24 protein-coding genes are annotated in these 23,087 nt (G+C 60.3%); 14 read left to right on the top strand and 10 right to left on the bottom strand.

Annotation, left to right across the window (positions count from 1 at the left end):
* Positions 1 to 379 precede the first annotated feature (379 nt).
* The 5 genes from XH79_RS10180 to XH79_RS10155 all read right to left on the bottom strand — a co-directional run bounded on the left by XH79_RS10180 (position 380) and on the right by XH79_RS10155 (position 5,740).
* Positions 380 to 1,972, bottom strand: coding sequence for an alpha-amylase family glycosyl hydrolase (locus tag XH79_RS10180; protein ID WP_271581615.1), 1,593 nt, complete (start codon positions 1,970 to 1,972; stop codon positions 380 to 382).
* 101 nt (positions 1,973 to 2,073) lie between these two features.
* On the bottom strand, positions 2,074 to 2,622 hold the full coding sequence (locus XH79_RS10175; protein WP_271581604.1) for a diguanylate cyclase: 549 nt from the start codon (positions 2,620 to 2,622) through the stop codon (positions 2,074 to 2,076).
* A gap of 503 nt (positions 2,623 to 3,125) precedes the next feature.
* Entirely contained in the window at positions 3,126 to 3,362 is a 237-nt protein-coding gene (locus tag XH79_RS43260; RefSeq protein WP_442869942.1) for a general stress protein, read from the bottom strand.
* A gap of 84 nt (positions 3,363 to 3,446) precedes the next feature.
* Positions 3,447 to 4,565 (bottom strand): DUF305 domain-containing protein, encoded by a 1,119-nt coding sequence (locus XH79_RS10160; protein WP_271581603.1) that lies wholly within the window; start codon positions 4,563 to 4,565, stop codon positions 3,447 to 3,449.
* Positions 4,565 to 5,740 (bottom strand): zinc-dependent alcohol dehydrogenase, encoded by a 1,176-nt coding sequence (locus XH79_RS10155; protein WP_271581602.1) that lies wholly within the window; start codon positions 5,738 to 5,740, stop codon positions 4,565 to 4,567. The genes XH79_RS10160 and XH79_RS10155 overlap by 1 nt, the downstream gene beginning before the upstream one ends.
* 129 nt (positions 5,741 to 5,869) lie before the next feature.
* Here XH79_RS10155 and XH79_RS10150 point away from each other — a divergent pair, with 129 nt between their 5' ends.
* Complete coding sequence (locus tag XH79_RS10150; protein ID WP_271581601.1) at positions 5,870 to 6,655, top strand: SDR family NAD(P)-dependent oxidoreductase; 786 nt, start codon at positions 5,870 to 5,872, stop codon at positions 6,653 to 6,655.
* 17 nt (positions 6,656 to 6,672) lie between these two features.
* On the opposite strand, the gene XH79_RS10145 is transcribed toward XH79_RS10150, so the two are convergent.
* From XH79_RS10145 to XH79_RS10135, 3 genes are all read right to left on the bottom strand, one after another.
* Positions 6,673 to 7,617 (bottom strand): arginase family protein, encoded by a 945-nt coding sequence (locus XH79_RS10145; protein WP_271581600.1) that lies wholly within the window; start codon positions 7,615 to 7,617, stop codon positions 6,673 to 6,675.
* 123 nt (positions 7,618 to 7,740) lie between these two features.
* Positions 7,741 to 7,980, bottom strand: a complete 240-nt coding sequence (locus XH79_RS10140) for a hypothetical protein (RefSeq protein WP_271581599.1) — start codon at positions 7,978 to 7,980, stop codon at positions 7,741 to 7,743.
* 95 nt (positions 7,981 to 8,075) lie between these two features.
* Positions 8,076 to 9,350 (bottom strand): DUF892 family protein, encoded by a 1,275-nt coding sequence (locus XH79_RS10135; RefSeq protein WP_271581598.1) that lies wholly within the window; start codon positions 9,348 to 9,350, stop codon positions 8,076 to 8,078.
* A 227-nt stretch (positions 9,351 to 9,577) separates the two neighbouring features.
* On the opposite strand from XH79_RS10135, the gene XH79_RS10130 reads away from it, so the two are divergent.
* The 6 genes from XH79_RS10130 (at position 9,578) to XH79_RS10105 (ending at position 14,064) form a co-directional block, all read left to right on the top strand.
* The gene (locus tag XH79_RS10130) at positions 9,578 to 9,778 is read left to right on the top strand and encodes a hypothetical protein (protein ID WP_271581597.1); all 201 of its coding nucleotides are present in this window, start codon (positions 9,578 to 9,580) and stop codon (positions 9,776 to 9,778) included.
* A 621-nt stretch (positions 9,779 to 10,399) separates the two neighbouring features.
* On the top strand, positions 10,400 to 11,944 hold the full coding sequence (locus XH79_RS10125; protein WP_271581596.1) for an FAD-dependent oxidoreductase: 1,545 nt from the start codon (positions 10,400 to 10,402) through the stop codon (positions 11,942 to 11,944).
* Positions 11,945 to 12,019: 75 nt separating this feature from the next.
* Complete coding sequence (locus tag XH79_RS10120; protein ID WP_271581595.1) at positions 12,020 to 12,649, top strand: phosphatase PAP2 family protein; 630 nt, start codon at positions 12,020 to 12,022, stop codon at positions 12,647 to 12,649.
* A complete protein-coding gene (locus tag XH79_RS10115) occupies positions 12,636 to 13,241 on the top strand; it encodes a cupin domain-containing protein (protein WP_271581594.1) in 606 nt (201 codons plus the stop codon). The genes XH79_RS10120 and XH79_RS10115 overlap by 14 nt, the downstream gene beginning before the upstream one ends.
* The gene (locus XH79_RS10110) at positions 13,238 to 13,585 is read left to right on the top strand and encodes a DUF3147 family protein (protein ID WP_271581593.1); all 348 of its coding nucleotides are present in this window, start codon (positions 13,238 to 13,240) and stop codon (positions 13,583 to 13,585) included. The genes XH79_RS10115 and XH79_RS10110 overlap by 4 nt, the downstream gene beginning before the upstream one ends.
* Positions 13,582 to 14,064, top strand: coding sequence for a DUF3147 family protein (locus XH79_RS10105; protein ID WP_271581592.1), 483 nt, complete (start codon positions 13,582 to 13,584; stop codon positions 14,062 to 14,064). The genes XH79_RS10110 and XH79_RS10105 overlap by 4 nt, the downstream gene beginning before the upstream one ends.
* Before the next feature lie 17 nt (positions 14,065 to 14,081).
* On the opposite strand, the gene XH79_RS10100 is transcribed toward XH79_RS10105, so the two are convergent.
* Entirely contained in the window at positions 14,082 to 14,597 is a 516-nt protein-coding gene (locus XH79_RS10100) for a YciE/YciF ferroxidase family protein (RefSeq protein ID WP_271581591.1), read from the bottom strand.
* A gap of 278 nt (positions 14,598 to 14,875) precedes the next feature.
* Between XH79_RS10100 and XH79_RS10095 the strand changes: the two genes are divergently transcribed.
* The 7 genes from XH79_RS10095 to XH79_RS10065 all read left to right on the top strand — a co-directional run bounded on the left by XH79_RS10095 (position 14,876) and on the right by XH79_RS10065 (position 22,540).
* Entirely contained in the window at positions 14,876 to 15,955 is a 1,080-nt protein-coding gene (locus tag XH79_RS10095) for an ROK family protein (protein WP_271581590.1), read from the top strand.
* A gap of 109 nt (positions 15,956 to 16,064) precedes the next feature.
* On the top strand, positions 16,065 to 16,391 hold the full coding sequence (locus XH79_RS10090) for a hypothetical protein (protein WP_271581589.1): 327 nt from the start codon (positions 16,065 to 16,067) through the stop codon (positions 16,389 to 16,391).
* A gap of 16 nt (positions 16,392 to 16,407) precedes the next feature.
* Positions 16,408 to 17,265, top strand: coding sequence for an SDR family oxidoreductase (locus XH79_RS10085; RefSeq protein ID WP_271581588.1), 858 nt, complete (start codon positions 16,408 to 16,410; stop codon positions 17,263 to 17,265).
* Positions 17,266 to 17,707: 442 nt separating this feature from the next.
* Positions 17,708 to 18,322, top strand: a complete 615-nt coding sequence (locus XH79_RS10080; protein WP_271581587.1) for a hypothetical protein — start codon at positions 17,708 to 17,710, stop codon at positions 18,320 to 18,322.
* 281 nt (positions 18,323 to 18,603) lie between these two features.
* Positions 18,604 to 18,765 carry a DUF2934 domain-containing protein gene (locus XH79_RS10075; RefSeq protein ID WP_271581586.1) on the top strand — a complete coding sequence of 54 codons (162 nt, stop codon included), beginning with the start codon at positions 18,604 to 18,606 and terminating at the stop codon, positions 18,763 to 18,765.
* A 1,027-nt stretch (positions 18,766 to 19,792) separates the two neighbouring features.
* Positions 19,793 to 20,233, top strand: a complete 441-nt coding sequence (locus XH79_RS10070; RefSeq protein WP_271581585.1) for an inorganic diphosphatase — start codon at positions 19,793 to 19,795, stop codon at positions 20,231 to 20,233.
* Between the two features lie 336 nt (positions 20,234 to 20,569).
* Positions 20,570 to 22,540, top strand: coding sequence for an AI-2E family transporter (locus XH79_RS10065; protein ID WP_271581614.1), 1,971 nt, complete (start codon positions 20,570 to 20,572; stop codon positions 22,538 to 22,540).
* A gap of 250 nt (positions 22,541 to 22,790) precedes the next feature.
* Here the strand turns inward: XH79_RS10065 and XH79_RS10060 are convergent, their stop codons facing one another.
* On the bottom strand, positions 22,791 to 22,970 hold the full coding sequence (locus XH79_RS10060; protein ID WP_271581584.1) for a hypothetical protein: 180 nt from the start codon (positions 22,968 to 22,970) through the stop codon (positions 22,791 to 22,793).
* Positions 22,971 to 23,087 lie beyond the last annotated feature (117 nt).

Genomic DNA, 23,087 nt, shown 5'->3' with positions numbered 1-23,087 from the left:
GAAAAGCAGCTGGCAACATTATCAATTCCTCGCGGGCGGTAGCGCTAAGAACCAGTCATCAACACTGCGGCGCAAAGGGATATCCCGCCCGCAACGGCCACGCCGACAAAGAAGCGCTCTACACTGTCCATAGCGAGATCACCTCGGATCGTCCCTTATCGTAACGATCGAAGGGGCCAAGGTGTCCCAATCTGTCAGAATGGTTGTCCTAAGTTTTTGGAGCCTGCCAAATAGGCCCTACGTGATTTTCGTCCCGGTTGGAACATTGGCCCTATGAGGCTGAAACACCGACGAGCATCGCGTCCCGCGCCAATACATGCGACTTAGCCTCTGGCCAAGCTACCTTTCGGCGACAGGCGATCCGAAACGGTTGCTAATGTCACTGCTCATGGAGTTCGATAATCACGCCTTCATTGCCACGCAGAAGCAGCGACGTATGCGGTAAAGCTTCGGCCGGTCGATCCAAATGCGTCGACATCAGCACTTTCCCGAACCCTTCCCATTCCCACTTTCGTGGCTCAGCAGAGATGTTGAGCGCAATCATCAGTTCGCTCTGGTCGAGGACTCGCCTGAAAGCCAGGACGTCATTGCGCGACCGGATTGCCTGGTAGTCGCCGTGTTGCAGACGGGTATCCGTCCGCCGTAGCGCAAGCAATCGCCGAAACAGTTGCAGGACCGAATGTTCGTCGTGTCGTTGCTGGTCTACGTTGGGCGTGCCGCCCGCCTCCAGCGGCAACCACGGATCGCCCGAGGTAAACCCACCCATGCAGCTAGCATCCCATCGCATTGGTGCGCGCTCGGGATCTCGACAAAGACCGAAGCCCTTGACGAGTTTTTCGAAGGGATCGTGAATACGATCTGACGGGATGGTAACCCGCTCGCGGCCAATCTCATCGCCCATGTAAAAGAACGGCGTGCCCTTGAGCGTCATCAGAAACATCGCCAATACGCGCATCTGATCTGGCCCCACCTTGCTGGCTATGCGCTGCTTGTCGTGTCCGCCAATCACCCAGACGGGCCAAGCCCCCTGGGGCAAAGCGTTAAGATATGAGTCGATGGTCGCCTGCAACGAAAGCGCGTCCCAATGCGAATCGAGCAACGCGAAATTAAGCGGTAAGTGGAGGCGCGGCCGTTCCGTGCCGTAGAAGTGGCCAATCCGGTCAATCTTGCCCTGAACCTCGCCGCACAACAGCCTGTCATCATAATCGTCCAGCACCTCGCGAATGAACTCGATGCACCGCATCGTCTCTGGCCGGTCATCGGTGAACACGGGCGTCAAGCGTTGCGGGGGCGGCTTGTTCTTGTTATCCGGATTGGAGGGATTGTCGCGGAGCAGGACGTCCTTGATCAGGACGGCGCTGGCATCGACCCGAAAGCCGTCGATACCGCGATCCAGCCAGAACCGCATCACATCAGCGATTGCCGCGCGCACGTCTGCATTACGCCAGTTCAAGTCGGGTTGTTCGACGAGAAACGAATGGTAGTAATACTGACCTCGCGCTTCGCACCATTCCCAGGCGCTGCCACCAAACCGGCTCAGCCAATTGTTCGGCGGGCCGCCGGTCTGCGAGGGGTCGGCCCAGATATACCAATCTGCCTTTGCGTTGTCGCGCGACCTCTGGCTCTCAGCGAACCAGGCATGTTCGCTGGACGTGTGATTTGGCACGAGATCGAGAATCAGCCGTATATCCGCGTCGTGCAGTTTTGCAATCAGGTGATCGACATCATCGAGACTGCCGAATGCGGGATCAACAGCGCAGCAGTCGCTAATATCGTAGCCGAAGTCACGAAAAGGGCTCTTGTAGAACGGTGTCAACCAAACGGCGCCAATGCCAAGCCATTTGAGATACTCAATTCTGGACAGAAGGCCGGGCAGATCGCCCTTACCGTCTCCATTGGAATCCTGAAATGAGACCAATGCGATCTCATAGATCACGGCGGATTTCCACCAACTGTCAGGGTCTCTACTCATTAACCGGTCATATTGGCTGGCCACGCATTCGATTTACCAAGCCTGCCCAACGGATTCAGTTCCATCTGTTGACACTGCATAGGTTTGTCGAGGCCGCGCCTTTAGCGGGTCCGCCCGCGACGTAGCCCCCGCATTAGCTCCTCCAGATATGGCAGGACTTCCACAAGAGCCGTCAGTACAAGCATCGTCGCAATATAGGAAACTGGTAGCGGCTGCTGCTTCAACGTTAGAGAGAAGTCCGGCGCGCCATAACCGATCAGTGCTGTGAAAGTCGGCCAGTGAAGCGCTACAACTAACAGCAATCCCGTCAAAGGAAGCATTTCGAGTGCACTATGAATGTGCTGCTCAATGGGTGCGACCTCGCGCCTTGCCGCGGCGTAGCGCACGTCCCACATGGCAGTAGCCTGATGAAGAGCGAGGAATACCATCATCATCAAAATCACGCCCGAGGTAATCTCTAAGAAAAGAGCGGCAAGTACGGGAATGGCCATCTCGCCGAATTGAAGGAGATGCAGAATCGACTCCCGCCAGCCGCTGGTCTCTTCAATGTGGGCTGCGCGATGGCAAAGATAGTCGGCAAACCCGGCCGCGAGCCAAACCGGCAGCACGAAATACATCAACATCGTCCGGAGAACTTCGTCGGTCGACATTCAAACTTCTCACATCCTGCATGCGATAAAACGCGCGCCTGCGACCAGCGTTCCCGTTACGGACCGCCTTCGCGGCTTACAGGACCAGCCAGGTTGCGCGCAGGTGGGCGGGCGCCGAGCCCGCATCCGATCGAATGGCCCTTACCGCGACCGTCTGGAGAAAATCGTCAGGTCGCAGAGCTTCACCGGCAACACATCAGGGGCCCAAGCCCCTGGACGACAGAAGTGGTCCATCGAATGGAAAGCCGTGCGGCCGACTTAGGTTGTCGAAGTTTCCTTTGACCACGTCACGGGCGACCAGATTTGGCACGGCACGAAAATCATCCGCTGGCGGCCGCACAAATAGCCTTCGCAATGCCGCATGGATCAGACCTCGGCAGAGGACGGCAATGCGACCTAAGAAGGCTTGAGACTGGCTTGCGCGGAGGTTCGCGGACGTCTTCAAAAACCTCCGGCCAGGACGTGTCGACGTCCTGGCCGTTCTGGTTTAATGCTTAAGGTTCTTAGGACTGGCCGCCCTTGCGGCCGGCTTCGCTGGCCTTTTCGCGATCGTTAGCGAAGTTGCCCGGGTTATCTGACGAGCTGCCGCCCTGCTGGCCGGGCTTGTTTCCACCTTGTGTCTGCTGTCCCGGCTGGCCCTGTTGACCGTGGCGCTGCTCGCCACCCTTCTTGCCGGCTTCCGATGCGCGCTGCGGATCGTTGGCGAAATTTCCGGAGCCACCACGTTGTTCGTCTGCCATCAATCTTCTCCTTGCTTGTTGCCCGGCCCATGAAGGCTAATGGCGAGATCAGAAGCTCGTTCCTGGAAGAAAGATTAAGGTTGGTCAGAGATTGTTGGCCAGCATGTTGCGCGTCGCCTGCCGCACGGCTTCGATGCCTGTGACGTTGTTCATCAGAGCAATCTCGCCTTGCTGCTCGTGTCGTATGGCATGCGCCATCAGACGCAGACGGGGATCGCCGGAAGAATGCCATTGGTTATCCGCCATCTGGACGGCGCCGGCATGATGCAGGCTCATCAGACGGATAAACACCGCATCAAACTCACCATCGGCCGCGTTGCGCGCATCCGCCATTTGTGCCGGCGTCAGATAGCCGGGCATGGCCACCCGCTCCTCGCTGGAGCAGTCCGTCATCGGCTCGCTGAACCACCCGCGCCACCAACCCTCGAAGATGCGGTTCTCACCCTGCTGGCTCGCTACCATCAAGGCCGCGAGTGCGCGCAGGTTCGGGGCCTGCGCGCGCCGCTGGCCGAGCTTAGCAAGCTCAATGCCTTGCTCGTGATGCGTCGCCATATGGCGGATGTAACGCTGATCGCCGGCAACATCGCGGCTGAGGATCGGCGGCGGCCAACCCAACCCATCGACCACGGAAACAAGGCCTAGCGTTGCAAGCACGAGAAGCACTCCCGCTGCCCACCGCTTGGCAAAGCGCACCGCGGATGTTGGCGGCGCACGTCCTAGCGGCCAACGCAGCCAGGCGAACAAGGGGTAGATCAAAGCGGACGAGAGATGAACGAGAAAGCCGATCCAGTAGGGTTGCTGCAAAGTGAAGATAGGCTGGAAGAACGGAAATAGCGGCACCAGCCCAAACCACTCGGTAGCCGAGGTAAAAACAGCCCACGGAATCGCCAGCCAAAAAAGAGTGCCGGGCGCGAGGCGGCTCGTCCAGCGCCCAAACAGACCGAAGAAGACCAGCGCCCAGGAAAAGTCCGCCCATTGATGAAAGGCGATGCCAAGGGCAATCGCGTGAACCGAAGGCGACGCGCTCAGCATGGCGTCGCGACCTGGAATGGCAGCGACCGTCATCCAGTCGACCGCAGCGTCCCGTCCCAACTGCGCTGCCGCAAGCTGACTGACGAGCGTCGAGAACGTGCTGCTGACAAGCCCGAGCTGAGCGGCCGCCAGCCAACGCGACTTCGACTCTTTCGCGGCGCCCTCTCCCATCAGCCGAACGGCTTCATCACGACCTTGATGCAGCCATCCTTCTTGGCGCGGAACGTCTTGTAGAGTTCGGGACCTTCCTCGAGCGTCGCACGATGGGTGATGACGAAGCTTGGATCGATCTCGCCCTTTTCGATACGTTGCAAGAGCTTCGGCAGGTAATGCTGAACGGGTGTCTGGGCCATGCGGAAGGTCAGCCCGCGATTGATGGCGCTGCCCATCGGGATGTTGTCGAGCATGCCGCCATAAATGCCGACGATCGAGACGGTACCAAAGTTGCGGCAGCATTGGATGGCCTGCCGCAAAACATGCGGGCGGTCGGTCCCCATGAAGGTCGCCACCTTGATGCGGTCGACCACAGAATCATTGCTCGCCATGGTCTCTGGCTCGGTGCCGACCGCGTCGATGCAGGCGTCGGCACCGCGGCCCTGCGTGAGCTGCTGGATGCGCTCATAGACATCCTCCTTCATGAAGTCCAGCGTGATTGCACCCGACTGCATGGCGAGCGTCAACCGCTCGGGTACCGTGTCGATGGCGATCACCCGTTCGGCGCCCAGCAGAAATGCGCTCTTGATGGCAAACTGCCCGACCGGACCGCATCCCCACACGGCGACCGTCTCGCCACCCTTCAGATTGCAGAATTCGGCGGCCATATAGCCGGTCGGGAAGATATCGGACAGGAACAGCACCTGCTCGTCCGTGAGCCCCTCGGGGATCTTATAGGGTCCGACATCGGCGTACGGGACGCGCATATATTCGGCCTGGCCGCCCGCGAAGCCGCCCAGCATGTGCGAATAGCCGAACAGGCCGGCGGGCGAATGGCCCCACATCTTCTCGGCCTGCTTGGCGTTGGGATTGGAGCGTTCGCAGCCGGAGTAGAGGCCGTTCTTGCAGAAAAAGCATTCGCCACAGGCAATGGTGAAGGGCACCACCACCCGGTCGCCGACCTTGAGCTTGCTGTTGTCCTTGCCGACCTCGACAACCTCGCCCATCGTCTCGTGGCCGAGCACATCGCCCTTTTCCATGGTGGGCATGATGCCGTCGAACAGATGCAAATCCGAGCCGCAGATCGCGCAGGCCGTCACCTTGATGATTGCGTCACGGCCGTCCTGGATCTTGGGATCAGGAACGGATTCACAACGTACGTCGCTCTTGCCATGCCAGGTGAGGGCTTTCATCGACCGCTCCAAAGGTTACGAGATTTGACCAAGCGCCATCGCAGCGGCTTGTTCCTGCCGCGAATAGGAACGGTCTGGCGTGTCCCCCATTAGGCCCAAAGCCACTTAAGAAACGAGAGGGAATAAGTCATGGCCGGACAGTTTGCGATCGTGACGGGTGCCTCGACCGGCATTGGTTTTGAGCTGGCCCGCCTCTGCGCCCATAAGGGTTATGATTTGCTCATCGTGGCGGACGAGCCCGAGATCGAGACGGCGGCGAAGGCACTCCGCAAGGAAGCGAACAGCGTTGCTGTAGTGGCGCTCCAAGCCGACCTTGCCACCGTTGAGGGTGTCGACAAGCTCTATGAGGTTGCTCAGGGTCGCGCGATCGACGTCTTGATGGCCAATGCCGGCCGCGGCCTGGGCCATGCTTTTCTTGATCAGGACTGGGCTCGCATTCGCAAGGTCATCGACACCAACGTCACCGGCACCACCTATCTGATCCACCGCGTGGGCCAGGACATGCGCCAGCGCAATGAGGGACAGATCCTTGTTACCGGTTCGATCGCCGGCTTCACCCCGGGTAGCTTCCAGGCCGTCTACAACGCGTCGAAGTCTTACCTTAACTCCCTCTCTTTTGCGCTGCGCGAGGAACTGCGCGACACGAAGGTGTCGGTCACCTGCCTGATGCCGGGCGCCACCGAGACCGAGTTCTTCGCACGCGCAGATATGCTCGACACAAAAGTGGGCTCCGAGGACAAGGACGATGCGGCGATGGTTGCCCGCAAGGGTTTCGAGGCGATGAAGAATGGCGAAGGCGATGTCGTGACCGGCCTCAAGAACAAGATCCAGTCGGCGGTTGCCAATGTGACGCCGGCCGAAACGCTCGCCAAGCAGCATCGCAAACAGGCGGAGCCCGGCACCGCAAAATCCTGATCACGCCTCTCATGCTGTCATGGATCCGCTAGCCTCATAGCGGATCGCTGTCGCGCCATGCCTCCGAGGGCAACGCAGAGGATGCGCGAGGCGGCGAGCACGCCTAAGCCTCGTACATCCGCATCCGGCACCAGCTCCACGAGATCAAAACCAACGATCCGCGCCCGTTGCGTAACGCCATGCAACAGCTCGACGATATCGAGATAGCCGAGACCACCCGGCTGTGGGATCAGCACCGCGGGAATCACGCTAGGATCGAGGCCGTCGCAATCGAGGGTGACGATGCAATGGCTACCCGGCGGGATTTGGTCGACGACCGGCTCCACGCCATATCGCCGCACTGTCGCAGCACTGAACAGTGTCACGCCCCAAGCTTGGGCGTCGGCAAGATCCCGTTCCCGCGAACCACCGGTGCCGCGCTGTCCTACCTGGATGATCCGCTCCACCCACGGCATTTCGCTGGCGCGGCGCATGGTACTGGAGAAGGTGTGTTTGAGGCCATCCCGCTCGTCACGCCAGTCGAGATGCGCATCGATTTGCAGGATGGTGAGCGGAGCGGCCCCCTCGAATCCACCGAAAAATGGAATCGGCACGGAGTCATCGCCGCCGAGGAGCAGGGGCACGGCGCCCGCCTTCAGAATGCTCGCGGTTGTGGACGTGATCAGAGAGCGGTTTTCCTGCGGTGTTGCCGGATTGGTCGGAAGGTCGCCAAGATCCATCGCCCGCAATCCCTCCGGTATCAAGGGACCGTCCTGATCGAAATCCCACCGCGAGGGATCACGCGCAATTTGCTGGGTGCTTTCGCGAAGGGCTAAAGGAGCCCGGGCTGCATGGCTCGCGACGCCTGGCACGTGCGGCGTCGCGTCCGGCGCACCAAAGATCACGACATCCGCGCTTGAGAATGTGTCGGGCGCCGCCGCAGGGAGGCCTAGAAAGGTGGCGGGGGTGACCGGATGTGTCATGGCGCGTCTCGAAGGCCTAAATGCCTTTGGTATTGGCAACGGCAATTGCACGTCCGCGAAGCGTCCTTCATAGCGGTCGGTAAAGGCATGCAGGGCCTCCGGTATATCGCGGAGCTGTAGGCCTCAGCGCGGCCGCAACTCGTGATCCACTTCCGCCGACGCATCGCGCACCCAGCCTTGGGCGATATTGAAGACTGCGACCCGGCACGGGCATTGATGGTTTCCCTCAAGAAAATCCATCATGATGGCCTCGAAGTCGCTGCCAAGGGCGGGCGCCTCATACCGGACAGGGGCCGAGGCGCCACCATCGTCTTCAACGAGATAAATGTCTTGTTCGTTATGCTGAGGGACCATTGATGACAACAGCAACTCTTCCGACACACAGCAAGGCACGGCGACTGACGCAGAAGCAGAGCTGCGGCAGCTACCGTGGCATGGCCGGGATCGCCCTCATCTGCTTACTGTTCGGTCTGCTCGACGGCGGCCGGCATCTTGGCGACTGACATCAGCGACCGCGCGACCTGGTTGAGCAGTTGATCGGCGTTTTCCTCCTCGGCGAGCGACTTCGACAGCAGGCTGACGATGGCGCTATGGCGTAGCTGCTGGGCCAGGTTGCGCGCGGTGGTATAGCCGGCAATCTCGTAATGCTCGACCCGCTGGGCCGCGCCGATCAGAGCAAGGTCCGCCGCGGCGTCTTCTTTCTCCTCACCTTCGGCCATGACTTCCTGACCTTCTTCGACGAGGCCCATCATGCCCTTGCAGGGCTTGGCGCGTGCGGACTTGCCGAGCAGCTCAAAACATTCATTGATGCGTTCGATCTGAGTTTCGGTCTCGCCGAGATGCAGTTCGAACAGTTCGCGCAATTGGTCGAAACGTGCGGCTTCCGCCATTTTGGGAAGCGCCTTTGTCAGCTGCTTCTCTGCGTGCAGGATGTCGCGGAGCTCGTCGATGAGGAGATCGCCAAGGCCAGCTTCATCGACCGGCGGTGAGCTTTCGGTGACGATAGCTGACGCGGGAACGGGTTCCCCGGCCTGGATGGCTGGCGATTCCGTGAAGACCCATTCGCCCCCCTCGTTCCAGGGCCCGCGGGTGTCGATCTCGCCATGATCGCCGGTGCCCGTCGAGTCGTTGAAGAACTGATCGACGAGGCCCGGTGTGGGCGCAATGCGGCCGATACTGAACGCCGGCTTGCTCATGCTCTCTAGGGCGAGCGAGAATGCCTTCATGTGGGTGATCTCGCGGGTCATCAGGAATTGCAAGGCGTCCTTGGTACCGGCGTCATCGGTAAAGTTGATTAGGCGTTCGTAGACGATCTTCGCCCGCGCTTCGGCGGCGATATTGCTACGCAGGTCCACGTCCAGCTCGCCCGTGATCTTCAGGTAGTCGGCAGTCCAGGCATTGCCTTGCGAGTTGAAGAGGTTGACCCCGCCCCCACCCGCGATCGCGATCAGCGGATCGGCCTCAGCGGCCTGGCGGTCGAACTTCGCCGGCTTGAGATGCATGCGGGCCAGTGTGCCGACCACTTCCAGATGGCTCAGCTCTTCGGTGCCGATATCCATCAGAAGGTCTTTGCGATCAGGGTCCTCGCAATTGAGGCCCTGGATCGAATACTGCATCGCGGCTGCAAGTTCGCCATTGGCGCCGCCGAACTGTTCAAGAAGCATATTGCCAAAGCGCGGGTCCGACTCATCGATGCGGACGGTGAACATCAGCTTCTTGACGTGGTGATACATGGAGAGCCTCGGGCTTGAAGGAAGATCAGTCCCGAACGGAGTAGCGCTGCGGTTGTTCCTATCCGGGCGCGTGTCGCTGTGGCAGGTCCAAGGGTGGTCGCGCCAGTTCAGGTGCGCAGGTGCGGCTCCCCGATTCATGGGCGACAACGATCCGCGCCCCATGCTTGCAGGAACGGATGGTTGCCCAGCACATTCATTATGCGGGAGGCCTGCCGGAGGAGGATGAGATGGACAGTGAAGAAGTCTTGGCGAAAGTGAAAGACGTGTCGGAAGGCGTGCGTGAGGCCGCCCACACGGTGCGGCAGAGCCTGGAAGTAGGGCAGCCGCCGGGCCAGGCGCTCGCGTTTCTGCGTGATGTGGTGCGCGAGGCTCCGGTGCCCTCACTGCTCGTCGCCTTCATGCTGGGCTGCCTGATAGCACGTCGTTAGCTGGGAATATCGCGGTCAATCGCAAGATCATCGAGCAAGGGCGAAGAGCCTCCGGCAAGCGACGCGGCCATAGGTTCCGCTGCGAGGAAGCTGAAGGTAATGCCGTTGCCGCCATTGCATGATCGAAAAAGCGTCGTCAGGGCCGGGTTCGCGCTGGTGGTCTGGTGGCAGGCACCCCGTCTCAATCCGGTGTTCTGCCTAGATGCCATCTCGCTGGTCTGGTTCGCCGTCGCTGTGAGCAGTAGGCGAGAGGGCCATTCGGGTGACAGCTCGCGCTCGACCGCCACGACTTCCTGAAGAACTCACGAGCTTCGGGATTGCGTATCTCAAGGTGCCTCGTATGCCAGTTGGCGACCGCCGGTGCCAAGCCGGATGGGACGCTGCTGGCGATTCTTGCTCGGCTCAAAAGAACCCGGAACCGGGCGTACCCCCTCCTATGTGCGCATCCTCTGATACCTGCTACCGGTCTCCGAAGCGAGCAGCGGCATCATTCTCCTTTCCGCAGATGCTCTCGACAATCCATTCCGGGCCTCGTCGGCACGTATGGGCCCGAACGCGGAGGCCTCTAGCAAAGGAACAGTTGTGCTTTGCCCTTCGTTTGTACGCCGGAGGACAAATGCCATGAACGTGATGGATGAGGATACCAAATCGCTTTGGATGGAGACATTCATCCCGGCGGCTTCGCGTTTTTCGGGCGAGGCGCGTGCCGACGTCGGCGTGGTCGGAGCCGGCATCGCCGGTCTGTCCGTGGCCTATGAACTCGCCGCGCGCGGGCGCTCGGTCATCGTGCTCGATCGCGGCAAAATCGGCGGTGGAATGACGGCGCGCACCACTGCGCATTTGGCGACGGCCCTCGACGACGACTACAAGGAATTGATCAGAGTGCGAGGCGAGGATTGCGCCCGGCTGTACTACCAGAGCGTCGTCGCCGCGATCGACCGCGCGCAGGCGATCCAGTCTGCCGAGGGAGTTGACTGCGATTTCCGCCGCGTCGATGGCTATTGGGTGTTGGCGCCGGACACGTTGCCATCGCATCTGGACGAGGAATTCGAAAGCTGCAGGAAGCTCGGAATCCCCGTCGAGCTGTGCAACGATCCGACACCCATCCATCATGGTGGACTTGCGCGCTCGCTTCGTTTTCCCCGGCAGGCCCGCTTTCATCCGACCAAATATCTTGCCGGATTGGCCGAGGCGCTGCATCGCCGCGGCGCCAGGCTTTACGGTGACAGCTGCGTCGAGACGATCGAGCACGGCCGGGGCGAAATCGTTCTCAAGACGGCAGGCGGCGAAGTGCGGGTCATGGACGTCGTCGTCGCGACGAACTCGCCTGTCAATCTGCAGGTCTCGATCCATACCAAACAGGCGCCCTATCGCACCTACGTGATTGCGGCCAAGGTTCCGGCCGGCTCGCTGCTGGATGCGCTGTATTGGGACACGCTCGATCCCTATCACTATGTCCGCTTGCAGCCGGCTTCGGCGAATGAGGACATCGTGATTGTCGGCGGTGAGGATCACAAGTCCGGTGAGGCCGACGATGGTCAGGCGCGTTTTGCCGCGCTCGAAAAGTGGACTCGGGCGCGATTGCCGATGATCGGCGAGATCACCCATCGCTGGTCGGGCCAAGTGCTCGAACCCATGGACTTCACCGGCTTCGTCGGACGCAGCCCGAACGAAGATCATGTTTACCTCGTCAGCGGCGATTCGGGACAAGGCATGACCAATGGCCTTATGGCAGGCCTGCTGATTGCGGATCTGATCACGATCGGCGGCAATAGCTGGGAGGCCGTCTATTTGCCGGAGCGCAAGATCTCCAAGAACATCACCACCTTCATCAGCGAGAACATCACGCCGCTGAAGAACTTTGCAGAATATCTCGGTGCCGATGCACTCGCCACGGTGGAGCGGCTTCGCTTGGGAGAGGGCCGGCTGGTTCGCAGCGGACTGAAGAAGATTGCCGCCTGCCGCGACCGCGATGGCGAATTGCATCTGCTGTCGGCAAGCTGCACCCATCTTGGTTGCGTCGTGCATTGGAACTCGCTGGAGCAGTGTTGGGATTGCCCCTGCCACGGCTCTCAATTCGCGCCGGATGGTACTGCGCTCAATGGACCCGCCGTATCTCCGCTGACGCCGGCGGAGATTCCGCCGAGCGCCCAGGCCGCGGAATAGCGACAGGTGACAGTTGCGCAGGAAAAGGCCTGTCACATCGTCTGCTTCGGCGGCTTTCCGTTCATCGCTTGAGCCATGTTCAAAATTGCTAGAGTTTCAGCAAGTCACCTTAGAGGGCAACGCTTTCCGGTCACCATCCGGCCGACCAGAGCAGATGTCGTGGCCGCACGCTTCATCGCCCGCAACACTGCTCCGGCTCCGGAGATATTAGCCCGCGCCCTGACTTGGGGCGCCGACGAGAAGGTCCTTCTGGTCCTTGCGGCGGCCGGCTGGCTTGCGTCGCGCGGGCGGGGCGAGCCGCTACGGCGCGCCGGCAACCATGCTCTGCTGGTCACGGTTGCGGCGTCGCTGCTGCCCCATGGTTTGAAACGTCTGTTCGACCAGACCCGACCGGACCGCAGAACAGTGATCGGGCACCTCCACGGCGTCCCATTTTCCGGGAAACGTGAGGACGCCTTTCCCTCCGGCCACGCGCTGCACATGGGAGCCTTGGCATCCGCGGCCGGCGCGTTGCCCGCCGGCCCTCGTCGGGCGATCCGCGCCGTTGCGGTCGGCATCTCGTTGACCCGCTTAGTCGTCCTGGCGCACTGGGCGAGCGATGTCGTCGCAGGTTTCGCACTGGGAGCGGCTCTCGAACGGCTCCTGCGGCTGTGCACCGGCTACCCGCTCGACACATCAACGGAGAACGATCATGCCGACCCTTGAGGATCTAAAGGGGTACGCGGAACGCGCCACCGGTTTGCGGCGCCCCGGCAAGCGGAAGGCTGTGGACTTTGCGCAAGTGCGAAAGCCGCACACCGTCCGCTTCAGGGACGACGGTCTCATCCCCAATCATCCGCGATGGCCGCTGATCATCTACCGCGGCGCAATTGATCTCGATGAGCGCCACGACCCAGCGGCCGTAATCGAGGACCTATTCGAAGCGAACGGATGGGCAGACACTTGGCGCGACGGCATCTGCGACTACGTGCATTATCACTCCCGGATCCATGAGGTGCTCGGCATCGCGCGCGGAAAGGGACGCGTCCGTTTCGGCGGCAGAAAGGGGCGGATTTTCACCTTGACGGCCGGCGACGTCGCCGTTCTTCCCGCCGGCACAGGCCATCAGTGCCTATCGGCAGACGATGACTTCCTTGTCATCGGCGCCTACCCGCCGACGGGCACATACGACGAGTGTACGACGGTCGAGGACCGTCCGCGCGCCCTCAAAACCATTCCGAAGGTGCCGGTGCCACGCAAGGATCCGGTCTACGGACCCGGCGGGCCCCTATCGAAACTCTGGAGGAAAGCGAAATGACCGAGTACGTGATCCGCTTTCTCGCCGGAGGCGCTGTCGTATCGGCCTTCGCGATGCTGGGTGATCTTCTACGTCCCAAGAGTTTCGCCGGTCTCTTCGCGGCCGCCCCGTCCGTCGCGTTGGCCACGCTTGGAATCGCGGTGTACCAGCACGGGGCCCACTACGCGACTTTGCAAACTCAGGCGATGATTGCCGGAGCGATCGCGCTCGCCGTCTACAGCGTAGTGGTTTGTCAAATCCTCGCGCGCGCGCGGCTGCGAGCGTTGCCTGCCACTTTGCTATCCCTCGTCGTTTGGCTGATTGTCGCCTTCGGCCTGCTGATGCTTGCCGGAGGTCAGACATGACGCCGATCCGCCTTTCGCCGACATCTCTCAAGGAAGGCCGCTGGTACGAATATCTGATCCGCTTCGCGCTCGGCGGCGCCGCCACCGTCTTTGCCGGGCTCGTGAGCAGCCACTATGGAGCCTCTGTCGGCGGGCTTTTCCTCGCCCTTCCGGCGATCTTTTGCGCCAGCGCCACGCTGATCGAGAAGCATGAAATTCGCCGCAAGCGTGAGGCGGGCCTCGCCGGCGAGCGCCGCGGGCAAATGGCGGCCGCGGTCGATTCCGCCGGCGCCGCGCTCGGCGCGCTCGGCATGCTGGCCTTTGCGATCGTCTTCTCCTTAACGGCGGAAACGAGCGTCGCAGGCGCCTTCTTGAGCGCCTCGCTTGCGTGGTTGGTCATTTCAGTGGTGGCGTGGTACTCGCGGCGGAAGCTGCGGTCGGCGCGGAGAGTGCGGATCGAACAAAAGGGTAGCGGCCGCGCAATTCAGCGTGGCCACTAAGATCGACGACGCTGCCATCAAGCCGCGCTCGACGCCTTCCTGTTCACACCCTTGCGCAGCGCAACCGTATTGAGTTTGGTATTCGCCGCCTTCTCCTCGTTGAGGTTCGTGGTGAGAAAGCGCACGATGTCGTCGTGCCCGAGCTCCTCGGCCCAGGCTATGAGCGTGCCATAGCGGCAGATTTCATAGTGCTCGACGGCCTGCGCGGCCGCGACAAGGGCGGCATCGAGTACGGCCTTGTCCTCGATCTCGCCGGCGATCTCATCGGCCTCCTTGATGATTCCGTCGATCGCTGGACAGTGCGTGCCGCTGGGCTCCTTGCCGAGCTTCTCGAACACGTTCTGAAGCCGCTCGACCTGCTTGTTGGTCTCTTCGAGATGGCCTTTCAGCCCCGCGACGAGGTCTCGGTCGGTCGCCTTTTCGATCATCTTGGGTAGTGATTTGATGATCTGCTGCTCGGCGTAGTACATGTCCTGCAGACCGTGCATCAGCAGGTCTTCCATCGATTTTATGTCCTTCGTGAACATTCCCATATTTGACTCTCCTCTCCCAATGATGGCAATGGAACGCGGCTGACCGGCTGCCGTTCCTGTGCCTGCTTCGCGGTTCGCAAGGACTACGGGCGATATGCCGCGGCGCGTCCAGGGGGCGGTGTCCGAGACCGCTGAGGGGTGGGCACGTCAGGCGTCGGGCCCGCCTGCTTCTCGATTTTCTCCCAAGCGTGCACTGCTAACCAGGCGAGGAACGGGATAACCCTAAGCGTCGTTGATACAAGCCGCGCGTTTCTCTGCGGGCTTGTTCAAGGCTCAAGATGGCTGACGACACGATCACGACCATGGGTATTGCCGCTCACGGCGCCTCCCGCCTCCCGTCCGTGGAGGTCGACAGCTTCAATATTGAGCTGAAGGATGAGGAAGGATTTCTTGGGGATCGTGCCAGCAAGGGCGCCTTTCGGGAAACTCTCGAAAAATGGCGGAAGCCACTGCGCAAGTCAGGCGAAGACCCGTTCGGCAAAGAGCTCTCCGAAGACATCAGCAAGAAGGAGCTCGACGCCATCCTGCTCGGCGACGACACCGACGCTTGGGCGGTCGTGCAGAGCGCTATCGAGGACTTCGCGCAGGAGCTCGCCCATGTTACGCGGCGCTTCCTCAAGACCAAGGCCTGGGAGAAGACCGAGCGCATCGTGGTCGGTGGCGGCTTTAGCAATAGCCGGCTCGGCGAACTCGCCATTGCGCGCGCCGAAATCATCCTGAAGGCCGAACACTTTAAGATCGAGATGCTGCCGATCCACCGCCACCCAGATGACGCAGGCCTTATCGGCGCGCTCCATCTCGCTCCTTCCTGGATCTTCGAGGCTCATGATTCCATCCTTGCCGTCGACATCGGAGGCACGAATATCCGCTGTGGCGTTGTGGAAACACGTCGCAAGAAGGCACCAAATCTCACCAAGGCGTGCGTGTGGAAGTCCGAGCTATGGCGTCATGCCGACGACGAACCGAGCCGTGAGGAAGCGGTTAAGCGCCTCGTCAAGATGCTCAAGGACCTGATCACGAAGGCGGAGAACGAAGGATTCAAGCTCGCACCGTTCATCGGCATCGCGTGTCCTGGCGTCATCGAGAGCGACGGCTCCATCGCGAAGGGCGCGCAGAACCTGCCAGGCAATTGGGAGAGCAGCAAGTTTAATCTGCCGATAACTCTGGTCGAAGCCATCCCTCAGATCGGAGAACACGACACGGCGATCGTCATGCACAACGACGGCGTGGTGCAAGGTCTGTCCGAGATCCCGTTCATGCAGGACGTGAAATGTTGGGGCGTGCTGACGGTCGGCACCGGCCTCGGTAACGCCCGCTTCACCAACCGCAACGGCAAGAACGGCAAGAGCGAACGCTGAGCCCAACCCTCTTTCGAGGTAGGCCGACACACCAAGAATATTGAGAAGGGAGGAACGTCGCGCCCGCCAACTGTTTGCTTAATCATCGCGGAGCATAGCAGGAGCATCCATGCCTACGCGGATTGTCTTGAACCATAGCGGGGACACGCGGCGCGAATTTGACGCGGCAGACCTGGCAGAATTGGCGAAGGCGGAGCAGCGCTTCAAGAAATTGACCGGCAAAGCAACGCGGACGAGCCCGGCGAAGTCGCGTTATTTTACCCGCGCCTCGTCGGCGCGAGCTCGACGGGGCGGGAGCGCCGAGGGGGATTGGTGCTTCGCGCCTTCGGCACGCCTTGTGCCCGGCGACGTGATGCTCGCGCAGAAGATTGTTCTGGAAACCAACGAGAATGCCGTGGCGAATGAGTTTCCGCCGCGGATGCCGTTTAACCGATGACCGTAGGGAGAATGCCATGCTCGATTATCCGCGCCCGCCTTATCCAAGCCAACAGCAACCGATGCCCGGTTCGACCTCGGCGATGAAGCCACGTCCGGACCATGGCGAGGATAGCTATGAGGGATCGGGCCGTCTTACAGGCAAGAAGGCCGTCATTACCGGGGGAGACAGCGGGATCGGCCGAGCGGTGGCAATTGCATATGCCCGCGAAGGGGCCGACGTGTTGATTTCTTATCTCGACGAGCATCAAGATGCCGAGGAGGTGAAGGCTCTCGTCGAGAAGGAAGGCCGCAAGGCTGTCTTGTTTCCCGGAGACCTACGAAAGCCAGATTACTGCCGCGCCGTCATTAAACGCGCCGTCGATGAGCTCGGCGGAATCGATATCCTCGTCAACAATGCGGCCCATCAGGCCACGTTCAAGGATATCGCGGATATCAGTGATGACGAATGGCGGAGCACGTTCGAGGTCAACATCCATGCGATGTTCTATCTCTCCAAGGCGGCCGTTGGGCATATGAAACCGGGATCCGCCATCATCAATACCGCTTCCGTGAATGCCGACATGCCGAACCCCATCCTGCTGGCGTATGCTACCACAAAGGGTGCGATCCAGAACTTCACGGGCGGTCTTGCCCAGATGCTTGCCGAAAAGGGCATACGCGTTAACGCCGTCGCGCCGGGCCCGATCTGGACGCCGCTGATCCCGTCGACCATGCCATCGGACACGGTAAAGAACTTCGGCAAGCAAGTGCCGATGAAACGAGCCGGGCAGCCGGCTGAACTTGCAACTGCCTATGTCATGTTAGCGGATCCGCTCTCAAGCTATACGTCCGGCGCGACGCTTGCTGTAACAGGCGGGAAACCTTTCATCTGATCGAGAGAGCGGCGAGACGGAAGCTAAGTTTGGCGTAACGTTCAGCGCGCACACCATTGCTAGTGTCCGCGGTTCTCGTCCTGCTTGTTTGTTCTTCTCAGGTTTGCCGGTCGCGGGCAGCGAACCGCCGCATTGAAACTCGCAACCTTCATCGACTGGTATCTACCCGTCACGAAATCCTGTCCGGCAGTTTTTGAGCGCCAAGCCTTGGGGCTTCGTCTTCGATCGATTGCTGGCTAACGCCAGAACAGTGCAAGCAGCAGGATCACCGGAAGAGGAATGCCCAGCAGCCACAATAAAGCGCCTCGGCCAAGTGTCATGGCCTATCCTCCTGTTGTTTCCCGGAAAACCAAGTCCGGAAGCCGCTCGAAGTTCCTGCAACAGGAACGGACGATTCAACCGCGCGTTGGAACCGGAGCATAAGCTACTGGAGGAGTTCGCCATGGCTACACGCACCGTTCCCAATGTGTTTTTTGGCTGGACATGGTCAGCTGTACTAGCCGGCGTGTTCACTTCATTGGTTGTCCAGATCCTGCTGACCATGCTGGGGTTCGGCATCGGTCTGCTCGCGATCGACATTCCGACTGCTGCATCGGCGCCTGCTGGCGCAGGCTGGGCCGCATTCGTATGGTGGGCGGTCTCGGGGATCATCGCAGCATTCCTAGGTGGCGCCGTTGCGGCAGCCAATTCGCCGGATCAGACTGCCCTCGGTCGGGTCGGTCATGCAATGGCCGCCTGGGCGGTCGCAACCGTCGTGGTGGTCGGTGCAGCGGCGATGTTGCCGGCTTCGGCGACCAGCATCGCCAGCAACCTCGTCGGCCCATCATATTCCGCCAGCACGCGCGTCGCGTACTGGTCGAACAATGCGGGACGGGAGACCGTCGGCACGACAACGAGAGTCGCAACGCCCGCACAAATTGATGCAGCCCGGAAGCACTTCGCATATGCAATGTTTGCAAGCTTCTGCGCCCTTCTTCTTGGCGCGGGCGCGGCCTACGCCGCCGGAATGGCCACCACGGGCCAGGCAGTCAAGGAAGCGGCCCGACCGGTGACGTGACGACTCCTAAATGGCCGAGGTTTGGTGCAGGGCGCTACATGCACTGGCGATAACCCGACTATGTCCTAAAGGTCCTTGGGTACGGGAGCGGCGGTTTTGGTGTTAAATCCTCCCTACCCGTCCTATGGATGCTTCTCGATTCTTTCCGTCCTACTTCCCATACTGAGCGTTGCGCCGGCCATCACGCATCTTGGACCAGCAGGTACAAAAAGCAGCCTGGAACCAATGATGTGTATGTGGCATTGGCTTGCACCAACAGGGAGGCCAGAAGGCAATAACATATGGCTGAACCGAATGAGGACGAGATACGAACCTATGCCCATCAGCTCTGGGAAAAGGCCGGGCGGCCTGAAGGCCGCGACAAGGAATTTTGGGAATTGGCCCAACAAGAGTTGCGGAATCAGAACAAATCTTCTCCGGTGCGCACCCCCGATAACCTCTAGATGAGCAAATTGCCCAATCTGCGCATCTGAAAAACCATTCGCAGCTAGCTTGAACCCAAGGCCCAAATCGGCGTCAGTGCGGCGCCGGGATGTCAGCAGCACGGAGGACGTGATCCTGCGTCAGCTTAGAGGCTGACGATGTAAGCGCTGAGCCCAACTAGTCTTAGCGACCCGAACGCCTCTTCGTTGCACGCCGGTTGTAGGGTGAACGGTTGATGGGCTTCAGGGAAATCCCTTCGCGCTGCGCCTTGCTGCGGATAGCCGCGACGGGACGTTGAAGTTTGACGCTCATGACTCCGGCCGGAGTGTTACCCTTCGCCAGCTGCTTGAGCATTTTCACATCTGCGCTCGACCAGGGTTCCCGCGTACGACGCTTGTATGAGGGATTTGCCTTTGCGCGGGCCCTTCTTGCCGATCGGCGAGCCGGGCCGCTTCCATGATGCTCTTACCATTAAAGTCCTCCTGTAAGTCGTTCTTGAACGAAGGAATCAGCACTTCGGTTCCGATGAACAGGAACGGCAGGGATCGCCGGGAAGTTCTTCGTTGACCAAGGTCAATGGAGATATCAATGCGCGTCCGACTGGCATCGATATGTCTTGTGCTCTCCGGTGGATTGGCGATTGCACAGCCTGCCAGGCCGGCGGACGACCTTGGCGCGCCGACCGGGCGTTCGGCGCCCGAAGACAAAGGTCAATTGCAGCCGCAGGGCTGGACCGGGCCTACCAACACCGGTTCAGGTGGTGCGCCTCCGCAAAGTCCCCAGGGGCAAAGCCCACCACGGATGCAGCCAGCGCCGGACGGATCGACAAAAACCACGGTCGAGCCTCCCAAGTAGCCTCATGTGCTCTTGCGCGTCGACGCGGTAACGCCGGCGCGGCGCGGGAGGAACAAACGATTCATGTTGCCGTTTCAAAGGCCAGACCACGCAGCGCGTGCAGACCCATGACGAACCTGAGCAAGCTCCCGACGTGGGCCGACGAAAAATATCTACGCTGTGATCGAAACGCCCCGTGGAAGCACCTGCAAATTGGAGTTCGATCCGGAGCTGAAGGTTTTCACGCTTGCGAAGCCCCTAATGGTGGGGCTCACCTATCCGTATGATTGGGGCTTCATTCCCTCGACACAAGCCGAAGACGGGGACCCACTAGACGTCCTCATCATCCACCTTTCTCAGACGTATCCGGGCGTCGTGCTCCGATGCCGGCCGATCGGAATCCTCGAAATTCTCCAGAAGCGCAAAGGCAAGGAGGAGCGCAACGATCCTATCTTCGCTGCGCCAGAGCGCTCGCCGTTAGAGAGCAATCTTGAAGACATCAGGGATCTGCCATCTCGCGCCGTCGAGGAGCTCGAACAGTTCTTTCGCGCGACGAACGCGCTCGAAGACAAGGAGCTTGAATTCCTAGGGTGGCGCGGCCCGGGAGCCGCAGTAAAAGCCATCAGGCGGCTATCAATTGCGACGGGTGGCTAGGGCGCCCGCCAAATGATCCGTCCGACGCTCCAATCTGCTTGCCATGGCCGATTTTTAGTTCCCAGAACTCTAGCAACTCGTGAGTCCGAGGCGTCATCCTGCATGCACTCCCTCACGTGAGGATACGTCGTTGGTTCGGCGGCCGGCCAGTCCCGATCCTTGAACGAGTACTATTGGTTTACCCAATCGATCGCAGCCGAGGAACAAAAGGAAACATCCGGCCGTAATTAGGGTGAGCTGAGTAGAACCGAAACCGAGCCCTTGAGAGATATGCCGGGCCCAACCCCTCAGTGGACCTTGCCTGGAAGCCACATCGCGAGCTCACTATTGCCTGCGGTGGTCGCGAGCAATCTCTTCATCGGCCTGGCCCTCGTGGCGTTGCTCTATTTCGGACGTGAGCTCTTCGTGCCGGTTGTCGTTGCGTTGCTGTTGAGCTTCGTGCTCGCTCCGGTCGTTCGGTTCTTTCATGGCTTCTATGCCGGCCGCGTAGGCTCAGTTCTTGCCGCGGTGGCGCTTGCATTTCTGCTGATTTTCGGGCTCAGCGCGGTTATGACCCAGCAGCTCGCACAACTCGCCGAGAACCTGCCCCGCTATCAGCTGACGATCAGCGATAAGATTCATTCGGTCCAAGACGTCGCGCTCAGTCCGGGAATCTTCAATCGGCTAAAGGATATGCTCGGAGATCTCCGTCAGGAAATGTCCAAGCCGCAGGAGCAAGGACGGAAGAATTCAAGCCCTCCTCGGCCCGCCCAGACTGCTGCAGGAGAACCCCAGGTTAAGCCACTGCCGGTGGAAATCCAACAGCCCCCGTCTAGACCGTTCGAGGTAGTGCAAACCATCGTCGGGCCGCTGTTGGCGCCTCTGGCGACGACGGGCATTGTTATCGTTCTCGTGATTTTTATGCTGCTTTTCCGCGAAGATCTGCGGGGCCGTTTTGTTCGACTCGCAGGCGCAGAGGATTTGGGGCGCACGTCCGAAGCAATCGACGATGCCGGTCGGCGACTGAGCCGGTATTTCCTGACGCAAACCTGCATCAACGCAACGTTCGGAATTGTCATCGGGATCAGTCTTGCGGTGATCGGCATTCCCAACCCAGTGTTGTGGGGCATCTTCGCGGCTCTAATGCGCTTCGTTCCTTATATCGGCGCATTCATCGCTGCCGCAGTCCCTGCGGCGCTTGCCATCGCGGTTGATCCGGGGTGGTCCATGCTCTTTTGGACGGTGGCATTGTTCGTGATCGTAGAACCGATTCTCAGCCAAATTGTGGAGCCCATGCTGTATGGCCACAACACAGGACTCTCCCCGGTAGCTGTCGTGGTGGCTGCAGCCTTCTGGACCTGGTTATGGGGGCCAATTGGACTTCTGCTTTCGACACCCCTGACCGTGTGCCTGGTGGTGCTGGGGCGTCACGTCGAGAGATTGGAGTTCTTGGATGTGATCCTAGGTGATCAGCCCGCGCTCACGCCAGAACAGAATTTTTTTCAACGTATGCTGGCCGGTGATCCTGACGAGGCCGCGGACCAAGCCGAGAGGTTCATGAAGGAGAAGTCCCTCTGCGCTTACTACGACGAAATTGCAATCCCTGGGTTACTGCTGGCGCGGGCCGACGCGCGACGGGGCGCTCTGGACCTGGAGCGCCTGCGCCGGATTAAGGAAACCGTCGAGGGCGTTATCGACGATCTTTCCGATCACGATGACTGCGCTCCATCTGTGAAGAGCAACGAGGACCTCAATGACTCCAGCACATCTGAAATCGAAGTAGTCGACACTCCCGATCTATCGCCGCCGGTTGTATCGACTGGAACATTAAGGTCCGATTGGCGAGACGGAAAGCCGGTATTGTGCATCGGCGCGCGAGATCCTCTTGACGAAGCGACCGCGAACATGATCGCGCAGCTTCTCGAAAAACATGGCATCGGCGCCCGCATCGAGCCTTCGACAGCTGCCTCGACCTCCAACATCTTTGGGCTTGATACAGCTAACATAAGGATTGTGTGCGTATCTTGCCTTGGAAGCGGAAGTCCGGCGCATCTACGCTTCCTTCTTCGGCGTCTGCGTCGCAAAATGCCACACGCTTCTCTTCTTGTCGGCCTATGGGGATCGACCAAAGACTCAGAGGATGAAAAGAGTCTGGATGACGAGACAATCGGCGCGGATTTCTATGCGAAGTCGCTCCGCGAGGCGGTAGAGCTTTGCATCGAAGAGGCACATCGCTCGACCGCCGCACCCGAAGGAGAAACAAAACGAACCGAAGCGCACCGGTCTCGAGCACCGAGATCTGCTGGTAGGAGAAGAGACAGCAACTGAGGACGCCTCCGCCCGGCGGCAAGTTTCAAATGCAGCCTCGGTGCGATGACAACCGGGACTTTCTAGAGGTCGGCGTAGAACGATTGGCGGCGAATTTCAAACGAGGGGATTCTTCTCGGCGACGATGTGTGCGGCTTAGACTTTTCCGTCAAACTCGGCTCCTCCAGCGGCACGCCGCAAAAGCATGTGGATCGGCCGCCCTCGTTTTGCGTTGGCAACCGGCCGCCGCGCGCCAACGTTGCCATCAGTCCTAATTGCCGGCGGTAGGCCCGGAAATCGCCTCCGGCGCATTGGCTCGCGGCTTCAAATGCAGCGCGGACAGTCTTGAGATCGGCGCCATCGGCGCCATTAGCGCAAAGCCGACATTCGGGCTGACCGTATGTGCCAGAACAGCCAAATCGAGCATTGCGGAATGCGCATTGTCGAACACGATCTTGAAAAGCGGACGCTGCGCTAAAAAGAGGGTGGCGCGCTATCGTTGTGAAATCTTCTCACAAGCCAGGAACGCCCCCGCAGTGGCCGAGTTAAGCCGACAAAACCCACTTGT

This window comes from Bradyrhizobium sp. CCBAU 45389, from assembly GCF_028128625.1.
GTDB lineage: Bacteria > Pseudomonadota > Alphaproteobacteria > Rhizobiales > Xanthobacteraceae > Bradyrhizobium > Bradyrhizobium liaoningense_B.
Note: the sequence above shows the minus strand (reverse complement) of the source record. Positions and strands in the feature narration are given on the sequence as shown.